Here is a 16,607-nt window from a genome sequence, read left to right on the forward strand (position 1 = left end):
TCACCACTCCCTCGAAAATACTTTTCATAAGAGTTTATGAGAATTTTCTCTAAAATATGTTAATCTAAACACAAATAAAAAAGAGTTCGCATTTGCGAACTCTTTTTATTTATTTAAATATTCTTTAACCATTTGACTTACAAGTTTGCCATCAGCTCTTCCAACAATTTGCGGTCTTACTGTTTGCATAACTTTTCCCATGTCTTTAATGCTATTTGCACCCACTTCTATAGCTGCTTGTTTTATGATTTCGAATATTTCATCTTTACTTAACTGCTGAGGAAGGTATTCTAACAAAATTTCTATTTCAGCTTTGTTCTGATCTACTAAATCTTGTCTGTTTCCCTTTTCGAATTCAAGCATAGCTTCTTTTCTCTGCTTGATTTCTCTTGCTAAGATTTCTATAACTTGCTCATCCTCAAGCTTGACACTATTTGTTTTCTCAACAAATAGTACTGCAGACTTTGCGGTGCTTATAACTCCAGCTCTGAACTTATCCCTAGCCTTCATTGCTTGCTTCCAGTCTTCTTGAAGTCTTTCTTTTATTGTTGGCATTATTTTACCTTCTTTCAAAGAAATTAACTATTTGAATTTTCTCTTTCTTGCAGCTTCTGATTTTTTCTTTCTTTTAACGCTTGGTTTTTCGTAGTGTTCTCTTTTTCTTACTTCTGAAAGCACTCCTGATCTAGCGCATGATCTTTTAAATCTTCTTAATGCTTGTTCTAATGATTCATTTTCTCTTACTCTTACTTCTGACATTCATTTTCCCTCCCTCCGCTAGCGTAAATTATTAATGTAATTCACAGCTGTGGGCTTAATCAACACACGCTATATTATACAATACAGCATTTTATACTGTCAAGAATTTCATCACTATATTTTTAAAATTTTTAACCCGGTGGCCATTTAAGATTTCTTCCAGCCAGTATATGAAAATGCATATGTCCTACTGTTTGACCGCCATCAGTACCACAATTATTAATTATTCTATACCCAGCATCAGCTACATTAAGTTCCCTTACTATTTTATTAATAATAATAAAAATATGTGCAATAATTTTCGAATTTTCTTCATTAATTTCATTTGCACTAACTATATGTTCTTTCGGTATAACTAAAAAGTGTACTGGCGCTTCTGGTGATATATCATGAAACGCTAAAACTTTATCATCTTCATATATCTTTTTTGAAGGAATATCCCCATTTATTATTTTACAAAATATACAATCTGCCATATTTTCACCTCCCACTTATATTATAATTATACCCAAATTATGAGATTTTTAAAATACTAATTTCCTTTTTATTTTATAATTTTACCTATAGCTGTTTCACCTTCAAAGCCTTCTATTTTTACATTTATAATTTTCCCTACAATAGACGAGCATTCAAAAGGAAGTTCCACTTTTATATAATTCGAAGTATATCCTGAATAAACTTCATTTTTACCTTCAACTTGCTCTTCAACTAAAACAGACAATTCTTTACCTATATAATTTTCAGCAAATTCCTTTTCATTCTTATCATTTAGTTCTATTAAAGCTTTGCTTCTTTCTTCTTTTATGTTGCCATTAACTTGGTTTTCCATAGTTGCAGCCTTAGTTCCCTTTCTAGGACTATATTTAAATATATGCATCTTAGAAAGCCTAATTCTCTTCAAAAACTCATATGTTTCATTGAATTCTTCCTCTGTCTCTCCTGGAAAACCTACTATAATATCAGTAGTTATTGATACATCTTTTATATTTTCTCTAAGCAAATTAACTATATCCTCATATTCTTTAGCAGTATATCTTCTATTCATTCTCTTTAAAGTTTGATCTGAACCACTTTGAAGAGATAAATGAAAATGAGGACAAAGCTTTTTAAGATTAATAATTCTCTCTACAACCCCTTCTGTAAAAAATGTAGGATCTATAGAACCTATTCTAACTCTTTCTATACCTTCCACTTCTTCTATCCTTTCTAGAATGTCTACAAGTGTTATTTTTTCTTCTAAATCAACACCATATGAAGCAGTGTGTATACCAGATAATATTATCTCCTTAAATCCATGCTCTGCTAGTTTTTTCACTTCTTCTATAACCTTATTAGAATCTTTTGAGCAAACAGCTCCTCTTGCATAAGGTATTAAGCAATAAGTACAAAATCTATTGCAACCATCTTGTATCTTCAAAAATGCTCTAGTCTTATCTTGATATTCCTCTATATTTAAATCTTCAATTTTTTTATTTTTAAGAACTGTAAACACTTGAACCTGTTGTTTATTCTCATCCCTAGCTTTATTTACATAATAAACTATATCACCTTTGTTTCTAGTTCCTAAAACAACATCAACACCTTCAATAGTTGAAACTTCTGAGGGTGCTATTTGCGAATAACATCCAACAACTGCAATTATAGCATTTGGATTCAATCTTCTAGCTCGACCTATAATCTGCCTTGATTTTTTATCTCCCATATTTGTAACTGTACAAGTATTTATAACATATACATCACAAACTTCACTATAATCTACTACTTCATAACCTTCTCTTATAAACTTTTCAGCCATTGCTTCTGATTCATATTGATTAACCCTGCATCCTAATGTGGCAAATGAAACTTTCATTAAACCTTACCTCCTATATCACCTAACTCATATTGTAACAATGATAAACAGGTAAACCCTGCTGTTTCGGTCCTTAATATTCTTGGTCCTAAAGTCACTATATGAGCACCTTCATCCTTTAAGTTATTTATTTCAGTCTGTTCAAATCCACCTTCCGGCCCTATCACTATTCCAATATTTTTTATAGATTCCTTATTTTGCAGAGTATTCATCATAGATTTCACTCCATAACCTGTTGCATTTTCATAAGGTACAACAACTAAATCCATCTCCTTAAGCCTTACAACCATATCAGAAAATTCTATAGGTTCTTTAACATTAGGAATAAACGTTCTTTTACTTTGCTTGCAAGCTTCTAGTGCTATCCTTTGAAGTCTATCTAATTTTTTAAACTCGCCCTTAAGCTTAACATCAACCCTATCTGTTATTATTGGAATTATTTCTTTTATTCCAAGTTCAGTTCCTTTTTGAACTATCAAATCCATTTTTGCAGCCTTTGGTAAACCTTGAAATAAATACACATTCAAAGAACTTTCATTATTTATATCCATAGGTTTTAACAATTTAACTAAAACCTCTTTTTTATTCACCTCTTCTACCTGCCCTAAAAATTCTTTTCCCTCTAAATTATTAACAACTACCTCTTCTCCTTGTGTAATTCTTAAAACCTTATAAATATGTTTTACATCATCGCCTTCGATAGTTGCATGAGTTTCAGTAAAAAGATTGGCAGGAGTGAAAAACTTATGCATATTAACACTCCTTCATAGATTACTTAAGCTTTGCAACTATACAGTTCCATTCGCCATCCTTATTTATTTCAACAACTTCAAAACCTGAAGCTTGAAGTTTCTCTGTAACCATAGTAACTCTATCATGTATTATACCTGATGTTATAAACATACCATTTTCTTTTAATACTCTCTTAACATCATCAATTAGTATACATATTACTTCAGCTATTATATTAGCAACAACAATATCAGCTTTACCATCTATAACTTCAACTAGGTTTCCATAAAGTATTTCTATATTATCTAAATTATTAAAGCCTACATTTTCTTTTGCCGAATCAACCGCCACAGGATCCAAATCAACTCCTATAGATTTCTTAGAACCTAATTTAGCTGCTGCTATAGCAAGTATACCAGAACCACACCCAACATCAAAAACAGTAGAATCTGCTTCTACGAACTTTTCTAATGCTTGAATGCACATTCTAGTTGTTTCATGTGTTCCAGTTCCAAAAGCCATACCTGGATCTAACTCCAAGACTAATTCATCATTCTTAACTTCATATTCTTCCCATATAGGTTTAACTACTATTCTTTCTCCAACTTTAACTGGTTTATAGTACTTTTTCCAATTATTAGCCCAATCTTCTTCAAACATTTTTTCAGCTTCTACTAAACCTTCACCTACATCTATTCCTAAATCTTTTATTTCTTGAACTTTTTCCTTTACAAAAGCAACTATTTCTTCTATATTATCTTCTTCTGAAAAATATCCCTTTACTACAGCAGCTTTTCCTTTATGTTCTAATATATTTATATCTGCAAAATCCCAAGTTAACGGTCCTTGCTCTCTTCCTAATATATCTTCTGGATCTTCTATAGCTACACCTTTACAATCAAGTCCATAAAAAATTCCTGATATAGGTTCAAGTGCCTCACTCTTTGTAATAACTCTTATTTCTACCCATGTTCCTTGCATATTACTCATTCCTTCCTCTGCATCACTTAAAGTCTCTATATTAAAATATTTTTTATCATTTTAATATACATCTGATATTATATTTTACACTTTGCTACAATTTCTGTCTATAAGTGAGTATATAAATTTTAAATTTGCTTAATAGCAAATAAGAAATATATAAATAATTTTATAAATTTAATTTTTTATTATTATAAAGCAAAAATAGGTAGGACTCTTCCTACCTATTAATATATTATTCCATCATTTTAACTAATTTCTTATTTACTGTTAATAATATTAATCCTAATAAAAATGTAACAGCAGCAATTCCACCAAAGATTTGCATATGTCCAAATGAATCTAACTTTGAAGCTATAACTCCACCTACTAAGTTAGCAATAAAACTTGCAGATAACCAAACCCCCATAAGAAGTGATGTTAATTTAGGTGGTGATAATTTACTTACCATAGATAAACCTACTGGTGATAAACTTAATTCCGCTACAGTGTGGAAGAAGTAAGTAAATATAAGCCATATAACACTAGCTTTAACTGTCATATCTTCTGCTCCACCTCTTTGAAGGACAGCACCTACCATGCATAAGAAACCTACTGCTACAAGCACTAACGCCATTCCCATTTTTTGTGGAACTGTTAAATCACCTTTTTCTCTTTTTGATAATTTAACCCATAAAGCTGCAAATACTGGTCCTAAAGTTACAACAAAGAATGGATTTAAAGATTGGAACCATGAAACTGGTATTTCAAAGCCACCAACATTTCTGTTTATAAAGTCTTTTGTATATATTGTAAGTGATGTTCCGGCTTGTTCAAACGCTGCCCAGAAGAATACACAAAATGCTGTTAATATAAATATAACTGTTACTCTTTGTTTTTCTTTCTTAGTTAATGGTTTATTTTCAACAACATGTCCTGTTTTATCTTTGGTTGCAGGATATTTACCTATATCTCCAAGATATTTTTGTGCTAATGCATTAAACAATAATTGTCCTATTATCATACCTATAGCTGCTGCTAAGAAACCATATCTATATCCATAGCTTATAACTTGCCCACCTTCTTTAACAGCCATCCAATTTTCTGCTAAAGTACCACATATAAGTGGAGCAAAGAATGAACCTATGTTTATTCCCATATAAAATATTGTGAACGCTGAGTCTTTTCTTGGGTCGTTCTTTGTATAAAGTTGCCCAACTAAATTAGATATATTCGGTTTAAAGAAACCATTTCCTAATATTAATAATAAAAGTCCTATATATAATGCTGTTCTACTTTGGCTTGAGAACAATGTGAATTGACCTATAGCCATCGTAACTCCACCAATTAATATAGCTTTTCTTTGACCTAAATAATTATCTGATAAATATCCCCCTATTAATGGAGTAAAATAAACAAATCCTGTAAAACATCCATATATCATTGCTGCTGAACTTGCATCAAAACCAAGTCCTCCGCTTATAAATGCTGTTGTTAAGTATAGAGTTAAAATACCTCTCATACCATAATAACTAAATCTTTCCCACATTTCTGTAAAGAATAAAAGATATAAACCCGGTGGGTGTTTTTCTTTTTTATGTACTGTCGCTTGTGAATCTTCTAAAGGCTCACCATTCTTTTTAACTTCTGACATTTAATTCAACTCCTCTTTTTCTTCCCTTTACTATGATAAAATTTTATCACGTTCAGCTTCAATTAGCAACTTATTTTTGAATAAATTTTATTATTAAAAATTTAATAAATAAACAATTTCATTTTTAACAATATAGAAAATATCACTATTTAATCACAATGTTTATTTCGAAATTAATTTTATTTTCACTTATTGCAATATAAATTTTAACGTTAAATTACACTTTTTTTAATAAATTAAAAATTTCTATCTTTTATTTTTGCACTAAAAAGTAGGTTGAAAATTCACTATTTTTGAATTTTACAACCCACAAAAATTGCATTTTCATTAAATATATTTCTTTTTATAAAAATATATTTTTATTATTTTGTATAAAACACTTGGGTGGCTTTTATTAAATTCCCTTTCCTTGCCACTCCTATTCCTATTTCTTTAAAATTAGGGCTTAAAATATTAGCTCTATGCCCAGAAGAATTCATCCACATCTCCATAAATTTACTTGCCATAGCTTCTGCTGAAAGGTTCATTCCATTGACCATTGCTATATTTTCTCCAACAGCACTATAATGAATTCCTCTTTTACTCATTACATCTTGTATATATCCATTTACAGGAGATTTATGATCAAAGTAATTCAACTCAATCATCTCTTTACTTTTCTCTCTAGCGAGCCCTGTCATTTGAGAGTTTAAAGTTAAGCCTGGTTGAGAAACTTTTGCTCTTTCAGCATTAACTTTAGTAAATATTATATTTTCAACATCTTGCCAGTAACTAATACTTGTATTAGTTGAACCACTATTTGTATAATTAGGTTCTTTTTTTTGAATTACATTTGGATTTGAATTATTAGGCGCAGAAGGTGTTGGTGTAACATTTGGTTTAGGACTTGTTGGTGTTGGTGCCGGTGTAGGTGCTGGTGTTTCTGTCTTTGGCTTTTCTTCTGTCGGATTTATTTTTTGTTCAACTTCATCAGGTTTTCGTTCAACTTCATTTTGTTTTTTCTCATCTTTAATAGAATTATTTTTATTTTCATCAGTTTTTATAGCGACATTTGGCGCCTTATTAGTTGAAGGAATTCTTACACAAGCATAAACTATTCCTCCAATTAAAAGAATACTTACTATTCCTAAAATAAATATTTTCTTTTTCTTGTTCATAAAATCCCCTCCTAGTCTTATATAAACTTCCGAGTAGATTTATTTTGTCCTATAATGAAATATTTTATAATATACTTTTCATTAAAAACTGTAGATGTCTAATGGATTCTAATCTATGATTATCCATCACCTACATTTATTGTAAATGTCCAACTTTAAATTTGTAGTTATTTAAACTCATTATTTCTTTTTTTGTAATTTTATAACATATCAGTTAATATATTTAAATTTATTTTATTCTATATTTTGTAGTTAAATTAAAGAAAGAGAACCCTTCTTTAAAACAATCAGGATTCTCTTTCTTTATTATACTAATGAAGTATCTTGTCAAAAAAACCTTTTTTACCTTTTCCATCTTCAGCTTTTTCTCCTGATGCTTCTAAAAAGGCTTCTAAAGCTTCTTTTTGTTTTTCATTTAAATTTTTAGGGACATCTACTATAACATTAACATACTGGTCCCCCCTACCTGAAGAATTAACTCTAGGAACTCCCTTTCCTTTAAGTCTAAACAAAGTTCCTGGTTGAGTTCCTGCAGGTACAGTATATTTAACATCTCCATCTACTGTAGCAACTTTAATTTCTGTTCCTAAAGCAGCTTTAGCCATATTTAATTTGTAATCTATATACAAATCAAAGCCTTGTCTCTTAAACACCTTTGATGGAGTTACATTTATCTTTATATAAAGATCTCCAGCTGGACCACCATTTGCCCCATGTTCTCCTTGACCTCTTAGAGGCATTACATTACCAGTATCCACACCTGCTGGTATTGCAACTTTTATCTTTCTAGTTTTACGAACTTTTCCTTTTCCTTTACAATCATTACATGGTGTTTCTATAATTTTTCCTTTTCCACCACAGACGTCACATGTTGTATTAGATACAAAACTACCTAACGGAGTTTGTCTTTGAACTCTTATTTGTCCCGAACCATTACATTTAGTACAAGTTTTTGGACTTGTTCCAGCTTTAGCTCCTGATCCATTACAAGTTTCACAATTTTCACTTCTTGTTATAGAAATTTCTTTTTCAACTCCAAATACTGCTTCTTCAAAACTTAGAGTAACTACATACTCCATATCAGCTCCTCTTTGAGGACCATTTCTTCTTCTTCCACCTCCGCCGAAGCCACCTCCGAAGAAACTTTCAAAAATATCTCCAAAACCACCCATTTCAGAGAAATCAAAACCTCCAGCATTAAATCCGCCTGAACCAAAATCAGTATGACCAAATTGATCATATTGCGCCTTCTTTTGAGGATCACTTAATACTTGATACGCTTCGTTTAATTCCTTAAATTTCTCTTCTGCTTCTTTATCTCCCGGATTTCTATCAGGATGATATTTTAAAGCTTGCTTCCTAAACGCTCTCTTTATTTCATCGTCTGAAGCTCCTTTTTCAAGTCCTAACAGTTCATAATAATCTTGTTTTGCCACAAGTTTTCACCACCTATATAATTTTAAACCATACTTATTCTAATGAAACTCTTACTTACTAAATTAGTAAGATCACACTTAAATAATAAGTTCGAATATCCAAATTTAAATTTGAACTTCCACTTAACTTCATTTAGAATGTTATTTTACTCTATATATTACTTAGAAAAAGGGAAGACGGTTTGCCTTCCCTTAATAATATACTTTTTTATTATATCAAAAATTTTAAATTTATAAAACTAAATTATTTATCTTCTTCTACTTTAAAATCAGCATCTACTACATTATCATCATGAGGTGCTCCTGTATTTGCTCCACCCATGTTGTTTGGATCAAATCCTTCTGCTCCTGGTGCTCCACCATTTTGAGCATAGATTTTTGAAGATACAGCATAGAATTCTTGTGTTAATTCATCCATAGCTTTTTTGATAGCTTCTAAATCATCACTATCTTTTATCTTTTTAACTTCTTCAAGTTTAGCTTCTATTTTAGCCTTGTCTTCAGCTGATACTTTATCACCAAGTTCTTTTAATGTAGATTCTGTTTGATAAACTACTTGTTCAGCATTATTTTTAACTTCTATTGATTCTTTTCTCTTCTTATCTTCTTCAGCAAATCTTTCAGCTTCTTTTACTGCTTTATCTATTTCATCATCACTTAAGTTAGTTGAAGCAGTTATTGTAACGTTAGCTTCTTTACCTGTTCCTTTATCTACTGCTGATACTTTAACTATACCATTAGCATCTATATCAAAAGTAACTTCAATTTGTGGAATTCCTCTTGGCGCTGGAGCTATTCCTGATAGAGTGAATCTACCTAAAGTTTTATTATCAGCTGCCATTTGTCTTTCACCTTGAACTATATGAATTTCAACAGATGTTTGACCATCAGCTGCAGTTGAGAATACTTGACTCTTTCTTGCAGGTATTGTAGTATTTCTTTCTATTAAAGCAGTAGCTATTCCACCTAAAGTTTCAATTCCTAAAGTTAATGGAGTAACATCTAATAATAATACATCTTTAACTTCTCCAGTTAATACTCCAGCTTGAATAGCAGCTCCCATAGCTACAACTTCATCTGGGTTAACTCCTTTTGAAGGTTCTTTTCCTGTAAAGTTCTTAACAGCATCTACTACTGCTGGTATTCTTGTAGAACCACCAACTAATATTACTTTATCTACATCGCCTAATGATACATTTCCTGCACTTAAAGCTTCTTTCATTATATCTATAGTCTTTTTAACCAAATCTGCTGTTAACTCATTGAATTTAGCTCTAGTTAAAGTCATATCAATATGCTTTGGACCTGTTGCATCAGCAGTTATAAATGGTAAATTGATTATAGTTTGAGTAGATGATGATAATTCTATCTTAGCTTTTTCTGCTGCTTCTTTTAATCTTTGAAGAGCCATTTTATCATTTCTTAAATCTATTCCATATTGACCTTTGAAATCATCAGCTATATGATTCATTATTCTTTGGTCAAAGTCATCTCCACCAAGTCTTGCATCACCTTTAGTTGATATAACTTCAAATACACCATCACCAAGGTCTAATATAGATACATCGAATGTACCACCACCTAGGTCATAAACTAATATTTTATGAGCTTCTTCCATTTTATCTAATCCATAAGCAAGTGACGCAGCTGTTGGTTCATTGATTATTCTTAATACTTCTAAACCAGCTATTTTACCAGCATCTTTAGTTGCTTGTCTTTCAGCATCATTAAAGTAAGCTGGAACTGTTATAACAGCTTGATTAACTGTTTCTCCTAAATAAGCTTCTGCATCAGCTTTAATTTTTTGAAGTATCATTGCTGATATTTCTTGTGGAGTATAATCTTTTCCTTCTATATTTACTTTATGGTTTGTTCCCATTTCTCTTTTTATTGAGATTATAGTTTTATCTGGGTTTGTTATCGCCTGTCTCTTAGCTACTTGACCCACTAGTCTTTCTCCACTTGCTTGGAAAGAAACTACTGATGGAGTAGTTCTAGCTCCTTCTGAGTTAGTTATAACTACTGGTTCTCCACCTTCCATAACTGATACACATGAATTTGTTGTTCCTAAGTCAATTCCTATTATTTTAGCCATAATATATATCCTCCTTAATATTATCCTTTTTAATTAATTTATATTTAATTTTTGAATTTTACTATATTAATTAGCAACCTTAACCATTGTATGTCTGATTACCTTATCACCTTTTTTATATCCCTTTTGGAATACTTCTGCTACAACATTTTGCTCTAAATTTGAATCTTCTACATGCATAACTGCTTGATGTAAATTTGGATCAAATCCATTATCTGTTTCTATTTCAGTAACTCCAAGCTTCTCAAAAGCTACTTGGAATTGTCTAATTGTCATTTCAATACCTTTTTTAAGGTCTTCAACACTTCCATCCACAGCTACTGCTCTTTCAAGATTGTCAAGTACAGGTAACATTTCTTTAAGTATATCCTCACAAGCTCCTACATAAATACTCTCTTTTTCTTTAGTAGTTCTTTTTCTATAATTGTCATATTCAGCATTTAATCTTAAAAGTCTTTCTTTTAAAGCTTCTTGTTCATTTGAAAGTTTCTTTTTATCATTTCTTAATTTAAACACTTCTTCTTTTAAAACCTCTGTTTCATCTAATTCGAACTCTAAATCTTCAAGGACTTCTGAAACTTCTGGAGTTTCTGGAGTTTCTTCATTCTCTAAATTTCCTTCTAGGTTTTCATCTTGGATTTTGTCTTTTTTTTCTTCATTTAAATCTTGCTCTTTTTTTTCTTCCATAACTTAAATTAACACCTCATTTTCATTTATTACATATAATCTACTATATATTAGAATAAACTATATTCACTAAGTTAAATATTTTTATTCAAAGTTTCATTTAACTCTTTCATCACTTCAGTCATTATAGCAACAACTTTAGAATAGTTTATTCTTCGAGGCCCTATAAGCCCTATAGTTCCAATCGGTTTATCTCCTAAGAAATACACTGCCGATATAACACTACATTCCTTGGCTTCCGGAATGAAATTCTCATCCCCAATTCTAATTGTAATATCATTATCAGTTTTTATTAACTTAGAAACATAATCCTTATTATAAAGTAAATTTAATATTTCCTTAGCTCTATCAATGTCATTATACTCCGGATAATTAAATATATTAGTTGTTCCTTCCATATACACTTCTTGTTGATCTTCTTCAGAATTTAAAGCTTCATAAAGCGTTGGTATCAGAGCGTTAAAAATATCTTCAAAATTAGTTAAATCATTTTTCAAATCATTTATAACCTGTAAATTCATTTCCTCAATAGTAAGATTTTTAAGTTTTTTATTTATAATATTGTTTATTTTACTTAAATCTTCACTAGTAGGAATTTTACTAACTTTTAATATATTATTTTTTATAACTCCACTATCTGTTACCATTACACAAAGTATACTAGTATCCACTTGTATAAGCTGTATAGATTTTATTGAACTTTTTCTAACAGATGCTTTATTAGCTACACACGTTAAGTTTGTAAGCTCAGATAAAAGTGAACTCGCTTGTTTTACAACTTTATCAACTTCATATAATGTGGCATCTAGAATACATTTTCTTATTCTAAGTTCTTCTTCCATACTTAGTCTTTCATATTCCATTATCCTATCTACATAAAGTCTGTAGCCTTTACTAGAAGGAACTCTTCCTGCTGATGTATGAGGTTGTTCTAAAAATCCCATATCCTCTAAGTCAGCCATTTCATTTCTTATAGTAGCTGAACTTATTCCTAAATCATACCTTTTAGCGATAGTCCTTGAACCTACAGGTTCTCCAGTATTTATATAATCACTTATTATAGCCTGTAGAATTTTTAATTTTCTTTCATCTATCACTAACATCACCTCTTTTGTTAGCACTCATTAAATCTGAGTGCTAATGACTACACTTAAAATATATTATTATTCTATAAATTTGTCAATTGTATTTAATTTTAATATTAACTTTAAACGGTTATTTATAGATTATTTAATAAAAATATCTTAATAAAGCTCTTTTTTTCTCTTATTTAGTAACTATTATTCTTTTTTAGATTATTCTAATTAAATTTACAATTTAAATCACAATATACCAAGAAGGCTAAGGTTCACTATTAATATGTACCTTAACCTTTTTTTATATTCAGACTTTTTATCCTATTTCATAAAATATCATTCCTGTATAATCGTCTATTTCGTTTTATATTAAGTCAATATAGTATAATAAATCTCATAATTATCACTAGGTTCTATTTCCATTGTTTAAAACAAAGTATATTTTCTCCACTTGGTTAATTCTTTTCATTCATAAACCTTAATTTAGCAAAAACTCACTCATAACATTATTAGAAAATTCTATCCCTTTTTTAGTAAGATAAACTCTTCCATATTCTCTTTTTAATAAACCACAATCTATATATTTTTTTAACACTGTTCCATAAACCTCATCAATATTAATTTTAAATCTTTTTCTAAATTCATATTCCTCAATTCCTTTGATTTTTCTAAGTCCCATAAACATGAATTCCTCAATATTGTCTTTATTAGAATTCTCTATAACTTCCTCATAAGCACTTTTATTATTCTTAATAGCTCTTATATAATCTTCTATAAGACTAAAGTTTTTTAACCTCTTTCCATTTATATAAGAGGCTGCAGATGATCCTACACCAATCCACTTATCCATATTCCAATAAACTAAATTATGTTTGCATTCTAAATTATGTTTCGCATAGTTTGATATTTCATATTGTTCATACCCTGCGTCTTTCAGCATATTTAATGTTAGATTATACATATTTCTTTCATCATCTTCGGCTGGAATCAATAGTTTTCCTTCTTCATCCATATTATAAAAAGGTGTACCTTCTTCAATTATAAGACTATATGCTGAAATATGTTCTGGATTAAGTTTAATAACTTCCTCCAAAGTTTCCTTCCAATTTGATAGAGTTTGAGTTGGTAATCCAAACATAAGATCTGCATTTATATTATTAAACCCAAGCTCTCTAGCCATCTTAAAATTCTCTTTAAATTCTTCAAAATTATGTATTCTACCAATACCTTTTAAAAGACTTGGCTGAATAGCCTGGAGTCCCATGCTGATTCTATTAACCCCAAATTCCTTCATAAGATTTAATTTTTCATAATTTAAACTACCTGGATTACATTCAATAGTAAACTCCAAGTTGCTATTCAAATTAAGTTTTTTTATAGTTTCTAGTATTTTTTTCATAAACTTAGGTTCTAAATAACTTGGGGTTCCTCCACCTATAAATATAGTTTGTATTTCATAAAGCTTACACTTCTCTTGTATTTCTTGTATTAAACATTCTACATATTCTTCTACTAAATACTCTTTTCCTGCATATGAAGGAAAATCACAGTAAAAACACTTTCTTTTACAAAAAGGAATATGTACATATAATGAAATTTTGTCCATAAAGCCTCCTAACTTTAAATCGTCTTTGTTATTAATTATTCCCATACATTTTTCTTATCACTAATTTGTGGTGCTACAAAAATATATCTTAAAATTTTATATAGCTTTTAATTACCCAAAAGCCTTGACATAGAATAGTCCCTTTTATCCTTATTTATATTTTCTTAATTATAACAATGAGAGTATCATAAAACAATAATTCATAAATATATTTAAAATAAAAATCTAAAAAAGAGGCTGAACTCTTTAGAGTTCGCCTCCTATTTAAAATTAATCAACTTTAAGTATTGTCATAAATGCTTCTTGAGGAACTTCAACTGAACCAAGCTGTCTCATTCTCTTCTTACCTTCTTTTTGCTTTTCAAGAAGTTTCTTCTTTCTTGAAATATCTCCACCATAACATTTAGCAAGTACGTCTTTTCTCATAGCCTTAACTGTTTCTCTAGCTATAATCTTACTCCCTACAGCTGCTTGAATAGGAATTTCAAATTGATGTCTTGGTATTATTTCTTTAAGTTTTTCAGCAATACTCTTACCTCTTTGATATGCTCTTTCTTCTGGAACTATCATAGATAAAGCATCTACTGATTCCCCATTCAATAGCAAATCAAGTTTAACTAATTTAGCTGCTTCATAACCTTTTAATTCATAATCTAAAGAAGCATATCCTTTTGTTCTTGATTTTAAAGTATCAAAGAAATCATATACAATTTCATTTAAAGGTATCTCATAGTGGATAACTACTCTAGTTTCCTCTACATATTGCATATCTATAAATTTTCCTCTTCTTTCCTGACAAAGATCCATAATTGCTCCTACATAATCTGAAGGACTTATTATAGAAGCCTTTACTATAGGTTCTTCCATAAGTTCTATTTCAGTAGCTGGTGGTAAATTTGTCGGGTTTGTAAGATCTATACGTTCACCATCAGTCTTAGTGATTTTGTAAATAACAGATGGTGCTGTAGTTATAATATCAAGATTGAATTCTCTTTCTATTCTCTCTTGAATTATCTCCATGTGTAATAACCCTAAAAAACCACATCTAAACCCAAAACCTAAAGCTATAGAAGTTTCTGGTTCAAAAGCTAATGCAGCATCATTTATTTGAAGCTTATCTAATGCATCTCTAAGCTCTCCATATTTAGCTCCATCAACTGGATATATACCTGAATAAACCATAGGTATCGCCGGTTTATAACCTTCTAAAGCCTCTTCTGTTTGTCTATCTGCTTCTGTTACAGTATCTCCAACCCTAGCATCTTTAACATTTTTTATAGATGCTGTTATATAACCAACATCACCTGCGCTTAATTCATTTACTTGAAGCATAGCTGGTGTAAATACTCCAACTTCAGTAACTTCATAAACTTTTCCTGTTGCCATAAACTTTATTTTTGTTCCTATTTTAACTGTTCCATCCATAACTCTTACATGTGATACAACACCCTTGTAACTATCATAATAAGAATCAAAAATAAGTGCTTTTAATGGAGCAGTCTCATCTCCACCTGGAGCTGGTACCTTTTCTACTACAGCTTCTAAAACATCCTCGATATTTAAACCAGTCTTCGCTGATATTAAAGGTGCATCTTGTGCCTCTATGCCTATAATATCTTCTATTTCTTGTTTTATCTCATCTGGTCTTGCACTTGGAAGATCTATCTTATTTATAACAGGCACTATTTCCAAATTATTATCTAATGCTAAATAACAGTTAGCAAGCGTTTGTGCTTGTATTCCTTGTGTTGCATCAACTACAAGTATTGCACCCTCACAAGCAGCTAAGCTTCTTGATACCTCATATGTAAAATCCACATGACCTGGAGTATCTATAAGATTTAATATATATTCTTCTCCACTTTCTCTTCTATATATAAGTCTTGCAGCCTGAGATTTTATAGTAATTCCTCTTTCTTTTTCAAGCTCCATTGTATCTAAAACTTGTTCTTCCATCTCTCTTTTTGTTAATGTCCCTGTTTTTTCAAGTAATCTATCTGCTAAGGTAGATTTACCATGGTCTATATGCGCTACGATTGAAAAATTTCTAATATATTGTCTTCTATTATTACTCATATCTTAACCCGCTCCTAAAAACAAATAATTTGTTTTCCGAACAGTTTTCACCCCCATGCAAAATAAGTCAAAATAAATTATATCACAATACACTTAATTTTTGTCAACATAAATCAAACTTTTATATTTTATTTTTCTAAATAATACTCTCTATCTTTTTTAGCCCATCACCTATAATATTTCCTACCTTAGACAAACTATATTGAAACCCATCAATAAAATTTATAAGACCCTTTTTAAATCTACTTTCATTAAAATTAATTTCATATCTTCCTACTTCCATATAGAATTCATTCTTGGTTCTATGATAAATTTTTATTTCACTTTTATCCTTTGTAAAAAGTTTAAAATCTACACCTAAATCTTTCATTTTAGCATAATCTATATTTTGATTTGCTATGCCATCATTAAAAACTCTTGTATTTTCAATATTTATAAATATAAACCCCCAAGCCACAAAAATTATAAAAAACACTATAGGGATAACATATAATATTTTTTTCAAAAAAGAACACCC

At 30.1% G+C, this 16,607-nt stretch carries 15 protein-coding genes; all 15 read right to left on the reverse strand.

Annotated features, from left to right (window positions below; all coding sequences use genetic code 11):
* Positions 1 to 105: 105 nt before the first annotated feature.
* Positions 106 to 555 carry a GatB/YqeY domain-containing protein gene (locus BUB01_RS00630; protein WP_072984242.1) on the reverse strand — a complete coding sequence of 150 codons (450 nt, stop codon included), beginning with the start codon at positions 553 to 555 and terminating at the stop codon, positions 106 to 108.
* Positions 556 to 582: 27 nt separating this feature from the next.
* Entirely contained in the window at positions 583 to 759 is a 177-nt protein-coding gene (rpsU, locus tag BUB01_RS00635; protein ID WP_072984244.1) for a 30S ribosomal protein S21, read from the reverse strand.
* 131 nt (positions 760 to 890) lie between these two features.
* The gene (locus BUB01_RS00640; protein ID WP_072984246.1) at positions 891 to 1,235 is read right to left on the reverse strand and encodes a histidine triad nucleotide-binding protein; all 345 of its coding nucleotides are present in this window, start codon (positions 1,233 to 1,235) and stop codon (positions 891 to 893) included.
* Between the two features lie 68 nt (positions 1,236 to 1,303).
* Positions 1,304 to 2,611 carry a tRNA (N(6)-L-threonylcarbamoyladenosine(37)-C(2))-methylthiotransferase MtaB gene (gene mtaB / locus BUB01_RS00645; protein ID WP_072984247.1) on the reverse strand — a complete coding sequence of 436 codons (1,308 nt, stop codon included), beginning with the start codon at positions 2,609 to 2,611 and terminating at the stop codon, positions 1,304 to 1,306.
* Entirely contained in the window at positions 2,611 to 3,363 is a 753-nt protein-coding gene (locus BUB01_RS00650; RefSeq protein WP_072984249.1) for a 16S rRNA (uracil(1498)-N(3))-methyltransferase, read from the reverse strand. The genes mtaB and BUB01_RS00650 overlap by 1 nt, the downstream gene beginning before the upstream one ends.
* Positions 3,364 to 3,382: 19 nt before the next feature.
* Positions 3,383 to 4,324 (reverse strand): 50S ribosomal protein L11 methyltransferase, encoded by a 942-nt coding sequence (gene prmA / locus BUB01_RS00655; protein WP_072984778.1) that lies wholly within the window; start codon positions 4,322 to 4,324, stop codon positions 3,383 to 3,385.
* Positions 4,325 to 4,559: 235 nt separating this feature from the next.
* Positions 4,560 to 5,957, reverse strand: coding sequence for a peptide MFS transporter (locus BUB01_RS00660; protein ID WP_072984251.1), 1,398 nt, complete (start codon positions 5,955 to 5,957; stop codon positions 4,560 to 4,562).
* 362 nt (positions 5,958 to 6,319) lie between these two features.
* Entirely contained in the window at positions 6,320 to 7,114 is a 795-nt protein-coding gene (locus tag BUB01_RS00665; RefSeq protein WP_072984253.1) for a CAP domain-containing protein, read from the reverse strand.
* Between the two features lie 311 nt (positions 7,115 to 7,425).
* Positions 7,426 to 8,550 carry a molecular chaperone DnaJ gene (dnaJ, locus tag BUB01_RS00670; RefSeq protein ID WP_072984255.1) on the reverse strand — a complete coding sequence of 375 codons (1,125 nt, stop codon included), beginning with the start codon at positions 8,548 to 8,550 and terminating at the stop codon, positions 7,426 to 7,428.
* 244 nt (positions 8,551 to 8,794) lie between these two features.
* Positions 8,795 to 10,645, reverse strand: coding sequence for a molecular chaperone DnaK (dnaK, locus tag BUB01_RS00675; RefSeq protein ID WP_072984257.1), 1,851 nt, complete (start codon positions 10,643 to 10,645; stop codon positions 8,795 to 8,797).
* A 66-nt stretch (positions 10,646 to 10,711) separates the two neighbouring features.
* Positions 10,712 to 11,332, reverse strand: coding sequence for a nucleotide exchange factor GrpE (gene grpE / locus BUB01_RS00680; protein ID WP_072984259.1), 621 nt, complete (start codon positions 11,330 to 11,332; stop codon positions 10,712 to 10,714).
* 74 nt (positions 11,333 to 11,406) lie between these two features.
* Complete coding sequence (gene hrcA, locus BUB01_RS00685) at positions 11,407 to 12,435, reverse strand: heat-inducible transcriptional repressor HrcA (RefSeq protein WP_072984261.1); 1,029 nt, start codon at positions 12,433 to 12,435, stop codon at positions 11,407 to 11,409.
* Between the two features lie 451 nt (positions 12,436 to 12,886).
* Positions 12,887 to 14,014, reverse strand: coding sequence for a radical SAM family heme chaperone HemW (gene hemW, locus BUB01_RS00690; RefSeq protein WP_072984263.1), 1,128 nt, complete (start codon positions 14,012 to 14,014; stop codon positions 12,887 to 12,889).
* Positions 14,015 to 14,284: 270 nt separating this feature from the next.
* Positions 14,285 to 16,090, reverse strand: coding sequence for a translation elongation factor 4 (gene lepA, locus BUB01_RS00695; RefSeq protein ID WP_072984265.1), 1,806 nt, complete (start codon positions 16,088 to 16,090; stop codon positions 14,285 to 14,287).
* Between the two features lie 136 nt (positions 16,091 to 16,226).
* Positions 16,227 to 16,595 (reverse strand): hypothetical protein, encoded by a 369-nt coding sequence (locus tag BUB01_RS00700; protein ID WP_072984266.1) that lies wholly within the window; start codon positions 16,593 to 16,595, stop codon positions 16,227 to 16,229.
* Between the last annotated feature and the right edge of the window lie 12 nt (positions 16,596 to 16,607).

Origin of the sequence: Clostridium cavendishii DSM 21758 (genome assembly GCF_900141845.1) — a bacterium.
In the GTDB taxonomy this organism is placed as follows: Bacteria; Bacillota; Clostridia; order Clostridiales; family Clostridiaceae; genus Clostridium_AG; species Clostridium_AG cavendishii.

What these genes read in the sequence shown, in the direction of transcription:
- grpE (WP_072984259.1), bottom strand. Translation starts at nt 11,332, where the DNA reads ATGGAAGAAAAAAAAGAGCAAGATTTAAATGAAGAAAAAAAAGACAAA.
- hemW (WP_072984263.1), bottom strand. Translation starts at nt 14,014, where the DNA reads ATGGACAAAATTTCATTATATGTACATATTCCTTTTTGTAAAAGAAAG.
- prmA (WP_072984778.1), bottom strand. Translation starts at nt 4,324, where the DNA reads ATGCAAGGAACATGGGTAGAAATAAGAGTTATTACAAAGAGTGAGGCA.
- BUB01_RS00665 (WP_072984253.1), bottom strand. Translation starts at nt 7,114, where the DNA reads ATGAACAAGAAAAAGAAAATATTTATTTTAGGAATAGTAAGTATTCTT.
- mtaB (WP_072984247.1), bottom strand. Translation starts at nt 2,611, where the DNA reads ATGAAAGTTTCATTTGCCACATTAGGATGCAGGGTTAATCAATATGAA.
- BUB01_RS00650 (WP_072984249.1), bottom strand. Translation starts at nt 3,363, where the DNA reads ATGCATAAGTTTTTCACTCCTGCCAATCTTTTTACTGAAACTCATGCA.
- BUB01_RS00660 (WP_072984251.1), bottom strand. Translation starts at nt 5,957, where the DNA reads ATGTCAGAAGTTAAAAAGAATGGTGAGCCTTTAGAAGATTCACAAGCG.
- BUB01_RS00640 (WP_072984246.1), bottom strand. Translation starts at nt 1,235, where the DNA reads ATGGCAGATTGTATATTTTGTAAAATAATAAATGGGGATATTCCTTCA.
- dnaK (WP_072984257.1), bottom strand. Translation starts at nt 10,645, where the DNA reads ATGGCTAAAATAATAGGAATTGACTTAGGAACAACAAATTCATGTGTA.
- hrcA (WP_072984261.1), bottom strand. Translation starts at nt 12,435, where the DNA reads ATGTTAGTGATAGATGAAAGAAAATTAAAAATTCTACAGGCTATAATA.
- BUB01_RS00630 (WP_072984242.1), bottom strand. Translation starts at nt 555, where the DNA reads ATGCCAACAATAAAAGAAAGACTTCAAGAAGACTGGAAGCAAGCAATG.
- rpsU (WP_072984244.1), bottom strand. Translation starts at nt 759, where the DNA reads ATGTCAGAAGTAAGAGTAAGAGAAAATGAATCATTAGAACAAGCATTA.
- lepA (WP_072984265.1), bottom strand. Translation starts at nt 16,090, where the DNA reads ATGAGTAATAATAGAAGACAATATATTAGAAATTTTTCAATCGTAGCG.